This is a genomic window from Paraburkholderia monticola (assembly GCF_001580545.1).
Lineage (GTDB): Bacteria > Pseudomonadota > Gammaproteobacteria > Burkholderiales > Burkholderiaceae > Paraburkholderia > Paraburkholderia monticola.
This window is the reverse complement of sequence record NZ_LRBG01000028.1, coordinates 1-8,880: the sequence shown is the minus strand read 5'-3', so window position 1 is coordinate 8,880 and position 8,880 is coordinate 1. Positions and strand designations below refer to the sequence as shown.

Sequence of the window (8,880 nt, the reverse complement as noted above, 5' to 3'; positions counted from 1 at the left end):
CAACTTTGCGGGGTCACTTCAAAGGGCGCCGTTTTTTTATTGCCTGACCGTTCGGCTTTGCCCGCGCAGCGTCGGCTCGGTCAGTGCGAAATCAGCGCGAATCGCGATGAATATCGTGGGTAACGAACCCAGCATCGTTCTCCGGCATGTCGAGCCAGTCGGGCTGTTCGAGCGAAGCGCGAATATCGTCGAGACCGCTTCGCCAGTGCTCACGCATCGTCGACAGACCGAACTGAAAGTCCTTGTAGTGACCTTCGTATTCCTTGTGCCGGTAGATCAGGTGAATCACGTTGTAGCGCTTCGAACACGACAGGTCTTCGGCCAGCTTGCACCACGGATCGTCGCGTTGCTCTTCAGGCACGCGATCGAGCACCTCGCGCAGCACGTGGCGGAAACGCTGCGAGCGCTGCAGCATGTCAGTCACGAGACGCGTGCGGCTCGAATACTGGATGTCTTTCATGCGCCCCTGCACGTCGGTGATGTTGTCCGGCACCGGCCCGATCGCGCTCCAAAGATCGACCTGAAACGCGAGCGTGTCACGACGCGGGGTGGACTGGAGCACCTCATAGAGCGGCGTATTCGACATCAGACCACCGTCCCAGTAGTACTGACCGTCGATCTCGACGGCCGCGAATCCCGGCGGCAGCGCGCCCGACGCCATGAAATGCTCAGGCCTGAGCGTGGTGTGCGTATTGTCGAAGTACGCGAAATTGCCGGTGCCGCAATTGACGGCGCCCACCGACACGCGTATTTCACCCGAATTGATCCGGTCGAAATCACATAGCGATTCGAGGGTGGCCTTCAACGGCGCGGTGTCGTAGTAGCTCGCCAGTTGCGGCGGACCGGACACCGTGGGTAACGGCGGCGGGAACCGCGGCACGAAAAAGCCCTTTTGCCCTTCGACGATCGCGCTCATCGCCTGCGCTGCCGTAAACGCCTTGCGCACCGCTTCGCTCGAATTGAACAGCACGTGCTCCACCGGAGCCGGCAGCGGCAGCCCGAACGCCGGCTGGCAGATCGTCTCCCAGAATTGCAGCAGACGCTCTACACGCTTTTCCGGTGGATTGCCCGCAATGATCGCCGTATTCAGCGCGCCGATCGAAATGCCCGCGATCCAGTTCGGTTCGATACCGGCTTCGTAAAGCCCCTGAAAGACGCCCGCCTGATAGGCGCCCAGCGCGCCACCGCCTTGCAACATCAGCGCGACGGTTTCGTAGTTGGGTAACCGGAGATGCCGGTGCGGGCGGGCGGCGGCCGTCGGACCCGCGCCCTCCCCGTCGCCGGACACGCCCACGCGCGCCCGCTTCACGTTGCGTTGCGCCATGGGCATCTCCTCAGTGCATGTACCAGCCGTGACTCACCACGAACGACTGACCGGTCAGCGCCGCGGTCGGGAAGGTCGACAGGAACAGCACAGTCTGCGCGACGTCTTCGACCGTCGTGAAGATTCCGTCGACGGTGCCGCCCAGCATCACGCGCTTGATCACGTCCTCTTCGCTGATGCCGAGCTCCTTGGCTTGCTCGGGGATCTGCTTGTCGACGAGCGGCGTGCGCACGAAGCCCGGACACACGACGTGCGAACGCACGTTGTGCGCAGCGCCCTCCTTGGCGAGCACGCGCGACAGGCCCAGCAGCGCATGCTTCGCTGTCACGTACGCGGACTTCAGCGGCGAGGCGAGATGCGAGTGGACCGAGCCCATGTAGATCACGACGCCACCGCGGTTGTCCTTGTACATGTGCTTGAGCGCGGCCTTGGTAGTCAGGAACGCGCCGTCCACGTGAATGGCCTGCATCTTCTTCCAGTCCGAGAACGAATAGTTTTCGATCGGGTTGACGATCTGGATGCCGGCGTTGGAAACGAGAATGTCGATCGAGCCGAATTCCTCGGCGACCTTGTCTATACCCTGGTTGACGGCGTCTTCGCTTGTCACGTCCATTGCAACGCCGATTGCCTTGCCGCCGCCCTTCCTGATTTCTTCAGCCACGGCGTTCGCGCCGTCCTGGTTCAGATCGGCGATCGCGACCGCCGCGCCCGCGGCCGAAAGAGTCAGCGCGATCTGCTTGCCGATGCCGCTCGCAGCGCCAGTGACAACGGCGACCTTGCCGTTCAGATTCGAGTTCAGAGACGACATCCAGAACCTCCATGCAGTTGATGAGCAATGAGACCACAAGACCGCGCGCGGCGTGAAGTCGGCCAAACGACATAGACCGTTCGGCGGATGCAGCGCGGCGGCCGACTTTGCTATTGTGCATGAACCCTGTGAACGACATAGGTAAAAAGCACATCGACCCGTATCTCTTTAAACTGGACGCTTTCGGGCTGAATTCAGGTTCCATTCCCGTGGCATCACCAACCAGGAGACATGCATGAATTATCGACGTCTGGGCCGTTCCGGCCTGCAAGTGAGCGAGTTGTCCATTGGCTCATGGGTCACGTACGGCAACCAGGTGGATCACCGCGCCGCACGCGAATCGCTTGCTGCGGCGCGCGACGCGGGCGTCAATTTCTTCGACAACGCCGAGGTCTACGCCGGCGGCAAATCCGAGGAAATCATGGGCCACGCATTGAAGGAGCTCGCCTGGCCGCGCGTGAGCTACGTCGTGTCGACGAAATTTTTCTGGGGGCTCAACGAGGCGCCGAACCAGTATCACACGCTGAACCGCAAATACCTGATGAACGCGATCGACGCATCACTCAAGCGCCTGCAGCTCGATTACGTCGATCTCGTGTTCTGTCATCGTCCCGACCCGAACACGCCGATCGAGGAAACGGTCTGGGCGATGAGCGACATGATCGCGCGCGGCAAGGCACTGTACTGGGGCACCTCGGAATGGAGCGCCGACGAGATTCGCGCCGCTTATGAAATTGCCGAGCGGCATCACCTGCACAAGCCGGTCATGGAGCAGCCGCAATACAACCTGTTTCACCGCAACCGCGTCGAGCAGGAGTACAAACGGCTCTACGAGGACATCGGCCTCGGCCTCACCACGTGGAGTCCGCTCGCGTCCGGTCTGCTGACCGGCAAATATCGCGACGGCGTGCCCGCCGACAGTCGCGCCCAGTTGCAGGGTTATGACTGGCTGCGTCAGCAACTGACCGACCCGACGAGGAACAACGTGGTCGGCCAGCTCGGCGCGGTCGCCGACGAACTCGACTGCACAGTCGGTCAGCTCGCGATCGCGTGGATTCTGAAGAATCCGAACGTCAGCACGGTGATCACGGGTGCGTCGCGGGTCGAACAGATCGGCGAAAACATGCAGTCCGCGGAGGTGGCCGAGCGCATCACGGCGGAGATCAAACAGCGGATCGAGGAGATCATCGGCGACGCGCACGAGTAGTCGCGCGCCGCGCGAGGCCCGGGGTGGATGGCCAGTGTCGCGCGGTCGCGTACAATACGCGACCGCGCGACACTGGTTCCTTCGGGCCGACCTGCGCTCTTTCTGCCTCTTCTCATCATGCTCAGCTACCGCCACGCCTTTCATGCCGGCAATCACGCCGACGTCCTGAAACACGCCGTCGTGTTGCAGCTCCTGCGCTACCTTGGCCAGAAGGACAAGGCCTACTGGTATATCGACACGCACGCGGGGGCCGGCGTGTACTCGCTGAAGGAAGGCTACGCGACGAAAACCGCCGAGTTCGAGACGGGCATTGCGAAACTGTGGGGCCGCAACGATCTGCCGCAGCTCTTCGCCGAATACGTCGACGAAGTCAGCGCGCTCAATGCCGACGGGCAGTTGCATTTCTATCCGGGTTCGCCGTATCTCGCGTGGCGTCAGTTGCGCGCGCAGGATCGCATGCGGCTGTTCGAATTGCACAGCACCGAAATCGACGTGCTGCGCCACAATTTCCGCGACGCAGGCAGGCGCGCGATGCTGTACGCCGGCGACGGCTTCGACGGTATTCTCACGTTGCTGCCGCCTGCGCCGCGGCGCGCGCTGATCCTGCTCGATCCGTCGTATGAGGACAAGCGTGATTACGGGCGCACGCTGCGCTGTGTCGAGGAAAGCCTGAAGCGTTTTCCGACCGGCACGTATGCGGTCTGGTATCCGCAGGTGAAGCGTCCCGAGTCGCAGCGTTTCCCCGATCAGCTAAAGCAGTTGCAGAAGGACAACTGGCTGCACGTCAGCCTGACCGTCAGCAATCCGCCCGAGGACGGCTATGGACTGTTCGGTAGTGGCATGTTCATCCTGAATCCGCCGTATACGCTCGCCAAGCAGCTGAAGGATCAGATGCCGTGGCTAGTCAAGGTACTCGGCGAGGACAAGGCCGCAACGTTCAAGGTCGAGTATCGCGGCAATTGAGCGTGATGAGCGGCGTGTCAGTGAACTGTGCACGCGGCTTTCGAGTAACATGCCGCGCGCAACCCGATCTTCGCCTTTCGCTCACTTGAACTGCGCGGCCGCCTTGATCGCAAACTGGTTCGTATAGGTCGCGCTCAGGTCGATCTTCTTCGGATCGAGCCGGCTATCGAAAGACGACAGCGCGCGCAGCGACGTCGCAGGGCCATCCGCAGGCATCAGTCCATCCGGCGAATACGCGTCGCGCACATTGTGAAAGGCCTCGAGATAAAGCGTCGGGTCGCCCAGCAAGTAGGCTTGAGGCACCATCTTCAGTAGATCGGCGTCGCTCGCGGTCTGTAGCCAGTGGTTCGCGCGCACGATCGCGTTGGTCAGCGCCTGTGTCGTCTTCGGATTTTTCTGGATGAAGCTCTCGGGCGCATAAAGCGTCGCTGCGGGCATCGTGCCGCCGAACACCTCCTGCGTGCCCTTCACTGTGCGCGTATCGACCAGTACCTTGATCGCGCCGCTGCGCGTGAGCTTGGTCATCATCGGGTCGACGTTGGAAAGGGCATCGATTTGCCCGCTGCCCACCGCGGCCAGCACCGTCGCACCGCTGCCGACGCCGATCGCGGAAATGTCGCTGCGCTGAACGCCGACTTTGCGCAAGGCAACGGTGAGCACGAGGTCTGTCGACGAACCCGGTGCGCTCACGCCGACCTTCGCGCCTTTGAAGTCCGCGAGCGACTTGATCTGATCAGCCTTCGTTTTGAGCACGCCGATCACGATCTGCGGTGCCCGGCCCATCAGCGCGAACGCGCGATAGTGTTGCCCCTTCGCCTGCATGAATAGCGTGTGCTCGAACGCGCCCGCGCCGACTTCGGCGCTGCCGCCCACCACCGCCTCGAGCGCCTTCGACCCGCCCGCAAAATCCTCGAGTGTGACATTCAGGCCTTCGTCCTTGAAGTAACCGAGCTGTTGGGCGGCGAGGACCGGCAGATAGTAGAGGCCGGGTAAGCCGCCGACGGCCATCGTCAGAGTCGGCATTTCCGGCGCGTCCTTCGCGAATCCGACGCCGGGCAGCGCGGTCAGTGCGAGCAACATCACGCAGGCGCGCGTCGCACGCTGGATCCAGGGAACGGCCATGTTGATGTCTCCTTGTTGTGTTTTTTGTTCGTAGCGGTGACGCAGGCGCATATGCCCCCGATCGAGGCGGGCGGCGATCATGCGTAAATCGATTGTCATCGGACGGTTTTGCGGGCGCCATGCGCCCAAACCCGTATGAGATGTCGGGCGCGAGCCGAACTGGCGCATCCGGAAGAAACGGGATCGTGAAAGGCGTGTCCGACGCCTGTTCGCGCGGTCGCTACATCACTGCGGGAGTGGCACCGGGCGAGGCATCGGCCGCGGCGGCCCGCCCGCCCCCACCGGCAACTGGATGTACGGCGCGACCACGATCGGCGGCGACGATTCCTGAGGCAGTTCGACCGGCGGCTGGATCGGCGGCGCGGCTACGATCGGCTCCGGCGCTGGCGGCGAGCTCAACAGAACGGTGCCGCTCTGGCCATTATTGACGCCGCCAAGCGTATCGAGAAGCACGGGAGGGCGATCGTTATCGGAGACTGCGAAGGCGTCCGACGTGACGCCGAAGATCGCGAGCGTCGCCACGGCGGCCGAGGCGATCACAGATTGGAGAGTTTGGAGCGAACGGACGGAGGACATGGGCGGCCCAATGGGTTATGAATGCCGTCTTGCGCGAAAAACGCTTTACCTTACCGCGACCCGCGTTGCGAAGCTAGTCGATATTCGCCACGACCAGTCTTCTGGCGCCGCCAGCCCCAAAAACACCCAAAAGGCTGCCATTTTCGATGTCCAGATACGTCAAAGCCCCGCATTGACGGGGCTCGACATGGGTCCTGCGATGGCCGCGCATCAATGAGCGCTGCCAGGTCAAACTCGAAGCGGAAACTTACAGCGAATAGCCGTTGGTTTCGAGCGAACGGATGCGCTGTTCGAGCTGGACGATATCCGACGACGATGCCAGATACGCTTCACGACGGCTACGTTCGGCAGTTTCGAACCAGGTGCTCAGCTTTTCAAGCAGGAATGCAAACATGATGTTCTCCAAGGATCAGATCGAATCCCCGGTGATTTGCATCAGGGATTTCCCGTAAAAGGGTTAACCCGTATTATAGTCGAGCGGTGCAACCTGAACAGTGAAATGCTCGCATGATGTGCATTCCGTTTTGGAATGACGCACATTTTCGGTGCGCTTCCCTAGCTGATTTCATTGGGATTCTCTCGCATTTTGAAACGGTCGCTATCGTGGCCCCAATTTCTATGCACTATTTTGACGCCCAACCCTAAGGGATGCGATGACTATGCGATTCGGGTTGCACCTTTTCCTCGGGTGCTAGAGAGGATGGCAACCGTGTCCCGAGATCAGATCCGTATCCGCTAATCGCTCGATAATCGGACAATCGGGCCGGTCGTCCCCGTGGCAATGATCGGCCAGATGCGCGAGGGTGTCGCGCATGTCCGTCAGCTCCGCAATGCGTCGATCGAGTTCAGCGACATGCTCGAGTGCGATCCGCTTTACTTCGGCGCTTGCACGCGAGCGGTCATGCCATAGCGCAAGCAGCCGCCGTATGTCATCGACCAGAAATCCGAGTCGGCGCGCCTGTCGAATAAAGCGCAGCGAATGCACTTCCTGCGGACCATACACGCGATAACCCGCGCTCGTGCGCGCCTTCGCCGTCAACAGGCCGACGCTTTCGTAGTAGCGGATCATTTTTGCCGTCACGCCCGACGCGCGGGCCGCTTCGCCAATGTTCATGACTGTTTCCCAAGGTTTCTGCCGAACTCCAGTCGATCCTACACCTTCCTACGGTGGGAAGGTCAGCTCCTCAAATGCGGATCGGCAGGCATAATTCGTCAATCCGTTATCTGATTTCGCCGAGGTCTCCACAATGACAATCGAACTCCATGTAGAAGGCATGAGTTGCCAGCACTGTGTGGCAGCCGTCACGAACGCAATCCGTGAGCACGACGCCGCCGCGCAGGTCCAGGTGGATCTCGAGACCGGTCGTGTGATCGTGGAGTCGGCTCAACCGGTTGATGCGCTTAAGGCCGCGATCGACGAAGCCGGTTACACGGTGACGTCCGCGCGCTGAGGGCGCCGATCATGTTCAAGGTTGCATTGATAGGTGGTTCCGGATTGCTCGGCCGCGCTCTCAAGAATGAACTTGAGTGCCAGGCGGGGTGGCAAATCGTCGCCACCGCATTTAGCCGGCCGTCGTCGCAGATGGTCGCCCTGGATGTGCGCGATAGCCTCGCGGTCGAGCGTTTCATCGAGCACGTGGCGCCCGATGCCGTCGTGATTGCCGCAGCGGAGCGCCGCCCCGATGTATGCGAGCGCGACCCGGCGCTTGCGGGCGCGCTGAACGTCGATGCCGTGCGGACGATCGCCCGGGCGGCGAACCGACACGACGCGTGGACACTGTCGATCTCGACCGACTACGTGTTCGACGGCACGCAGCCCCCCTATCGACACGACAGCACTCCCGCGCCACTGAACGCGTACGGTCAGAGCAAGCTCGAAGGCGAGCGAGCTCTGACCGAAACCGCCGACCGGGGATGCGTACTGCGTCTGCCGCTACTGTATGGGCCGATCATCAACTGGTCGGAGTCGGCCGTGACTAGCCTCGTACCAGCGATCGCGGCGTCGGCCGGGCCAGACGGCCAGGCCGCCACAATGGACGCCTGGGCGATCCGCTATCCGACATTCACGCCCGACGTCGCGGTCGTGATCCGACAGATGCTCGAGCGGCACTCGTGCCGCGAAACGATCTCCGGTATCGCGCAATGGTCGGGCGACGAACCGATGAATAAGTACCAGATCGCCATGCGTCTGGCAGAAGCGCTACAACTCGAGGCACATCTCACACCGCAGCGTACGCCGACCGACGCGACGCCGCGTCCGCACAACTGTCATCTGGCATCGAGCCGTCTGGAGGCGCTTGGAATTGGCCGACGCACACCGTTCGATATAGCGATCAGGCAGGTATTGGCAGCGTATCTTCGTGGCGAGGAGCAGCGACTCTGATTCGAGCCTGCAGCTTCCGCGCATAGAGACAATGGCAAAGCGGGAGCCCGGATAGAAGAGACTCGGTTGAGAGTTGTTGGAGCCTGCTGTTGGCAACAACCATGCGTCATCAACTGAATTTTCCTGGCGCGAGAAACAGTCGCAGAGTTCTGGATTTTTCAGGCGCGCAAAATCGGCGCGTAAACGCAAAAACCCCACCCTGTAGGGGGTGGGGTTTCTGACGGGGTGAGGAGCCTGACGATTACCTACTTTCACACGGGCAATCCGCACTATCATCGGCGTAGAGTCGTTTCACGGTCCTGTTCGGGATGGGAAGGGGTGGGACCGACTCGCTATGGTCATCAGGCATGAGGGGTTGCTGCGTCGCAGGGTATGCGCCACAGCCAATCTGGAAGAAGTAGTTTCTGGTGCCTCTCACTCGAGCGGTGTTGTGTTTTTTCCTGTACCACGCTGCCACTAACTACGGTACTCATTTCCCATCTTACACTACCGATAGC

10 protein-coding genes, 1 rRNA gene and 1 pseudogene are annotated in these 8,880 nt (G+C 61.4%); 5 read left to right on the top strand and 7 right to left on the bottom strand.

Annotated elements, in window-relative coordinates; genetic code table 11:
- Positions 1–91: 91 nt before the first annotated feature.
- Complete coding sequence (locus CI15_RS19465; RefSeq protein WP_062129957.1) at positions 92–1,324, bottom strand: DUF3734 domain-containing protein; 1,233 nt, start codon at positions 1,322–1,324, stop codon at positions 92–94.
- Between the two features lie 10 nt (positions 1,325–1,334).
- Positions 1,335–2,132, bottom strand: a complete 798-nt coding sequence (locus tag CI15_RS19460) for a 3-hydroxybutyrate dehydrogenase (RefSeq protein WP_062129955.1) — start codon at positions 2,130–2,132, stop codon at positions 1,335–1,337.
- Between the two features lie 235 nt (positions 2,133–2,367).
- On the opposite strand from CI15_RS19460, the gene CI15_RS19455 reads away from it, so the two are divergent.
- Both CI15_RS19455 and CI15_RS19450 read left to right on the top strand, forming a co-directional pair.
- Complete coding sequence (locus CI15_RS19455; protein WP_062129953.1) at positions 2,368–3,339, top strand: potassium channel beta subunit family protein; 972 nt, start codon at positions 2,368–2,370, stop codon at positions 3,337–3,339.
- A gap of 117 nt (positions 3,340–3,456) precedes the next feature.
- Positions 3,457–4,302, top strand: coding sequence for a 23S rRNA (adenine(2030)-N(6))-methyltransferase RlmJ (locus CI15_RS19450; protein ID WP_062129951.1), 846 nt, complete (start codon positions 3,457–3,459; stop codon positions 4,300–4,302).
- Positions 4,303–4,383: 81 nt separating this feature from the next.
- Here CI15_RS19450 and CI15_RS19445 read toward each other — a convergent pair whose 3' ends face one another.
- Together CI15_RS19445 and CI15_RS38260 are read right to left on the bottom strand one after the other, a co-directional pair.
- Entirely contained in the window at positions 4,384–5,424 is a 1,041-nt protein-coding gene (locus CI15_RS19445; protein ID WP_062129959.1) for an ABC transporter substrate-binding protein, read from the bottom strand.
- Between the two features lie 225 nt (positions 5,425–5,649).
- Positions 5,650–5,877 (bottom strand): hypothetical protein, encoded by a 228-nt coding sequence (locus tag CI15_RS38260; RefSeq protein ID WP_420915867.1) that lies wholly within the window; start codon positions 5,875–5,877, stop codon positions 5,650–5,652.
- A 40-nt stretch (positions 5,878–5,917) separates the two neighbouring features.
- Between CI15_RS38260 and CI15_RS19435 the strand changes: the two genes are divergently transcribed.
- Positions 5,918–6,217 carry a hypothetical protein gene (locus tag CI15_RS19435; RefSeq protein ID WP_082814242.1) on the top strand — a complete coding sequence of 100 codons (300 nt, stop codon included), beginning with the start codon at positions 5,918–5,920 and terminating at the stop codon, positions 6,215–6,217.
- Between the two features lie 30 nt (positions 6,218–6,247).
- Here the strand turns inward: CI15_RS19435 and CI15_RS35480 are convergent, their stop codons facing one another.
- Together CI15_RS35480 and cueR are read right to left on the bottom strand one after the other, a co-directional pair.
- Positions 6,248–6,394 (bottom strand): DUF3563 family protein, encoded by a 147-nt coding sequence (locus CI15_RS35480; protein ID WP_075643732.1) that lies wholly within the window; start codon positions 6,392–6,394, stop codon positions 6,248–6,250.
- A gap of 297 nt (positions 6,395–6,691) precedes the next feature.
- On the bottom strand, positions 6,692–7,114 hold the full coding sequence (cueR, locus tag CI15_RS19430; protein ID WP_062129945.1) for a Cu(I)-responsive transcriptional regulator: 423 nt from the start codon (positions 7,112–7,114) through the stop codon (positions 6,692–6,694).
- 133 nt (positions 7,115–7,247) lie between these two features.
- Here cueR and CI15_RS19425 point away from each other — a divergent pair, with 133 nt between their 5' ends.
- Positions 7,248–7,451 (top strand): heavy-metal-associated domain-containing protein, encoded by a 204-nt coding sequence (locus CI15_RS19425; RefSeq protein WP_062129943.1) that lies wholly within the window; start codon positions 7,248–7,250, stop codon positions 7,449–7,451.
- Between the two features lie 11 nt (positions 7,452–7,462).
- Positions 7,463–8,409 (top strand): annotated as a pseudogene (locus CI15_RS19420) (dTDP-4-dehydrorhamnose reductase family protein).
- 206 nt (positions 8,410–8,615) lie between these two features.
- Here CI15_RS19420 and rrf read toward each other — a convergent pair.
- A 5S ribosomal RNA gene (rrf, locus tag CI15_RS19415) occupies positions 8,616–8,729 on the bottom strand.
- Positions 8,730–8,880 lie beyond the last annotated feature (151 nt).

What these genes read in the sequence shown, in the direction of transcription:
- CI15_RS19465 (WP_062129957.1), bottom strand. Translation starts at nt 1,324, where the DNA reads ATGGCGCAACGCAACGTGAAGCGGGCGCGCGTGGGCGTGTCCGGCGAC.
- CI15_RS35480 (WP_075643732.1), bottom strand. Translation starts at nt 6,394, where the DNA reads ATGTTTGCATTCCTGCTTGAAAAGCTGAGCACCTGGTTCGAAACTGCC.
- CI15_RS19450 (WP_062129951.1), top strand. Translation starts at nt 3,457, where the DNA reads ATGCTCAGCTACCGCCACGCCTTTCATGCCGGCAATCACGCCGACGTC.
- CI15_RS19425 (WP_062129943.1), top strand. Translation starts at nt 7,248, where the DNA reads ATGACAATCGAACTCCATGTAGAAGGCATGAGTTGCCAGCACTGTGTG.
- CI15_RS19445 (WP_062129959.1), bottom strand. Translation starts at nt 5,424, where the DNA reads ATGGCCGTTCCCTGGATCCAGCGTGCGACGCGCGCCTGCGTGATGTTG.
- CI15_RS19460 (WP_062129955.1), bottom strand. Translation starts at nt 2,132, where the DNA reads ATGTCGTCTCTGAACTCGAATCTGAACGGCAAGGTCGCCGTTGTCACT.
- cueR (WP_062129945.1), bottom strand. Translation starts at nt 7,114, where the DNA reads ATGAACATTGGCGAAGCGGCCCGCGCGTCGGGCGTGACGGCAAAAATG.
- CI15_RS19455 (WP_062129953.1), top strand. Translation starts at nt 2,368, where the DNA reads ATGAATTATCGACGTCTGGGCCGTTCCGGCCTGCAAGTGAGCGAGTTG.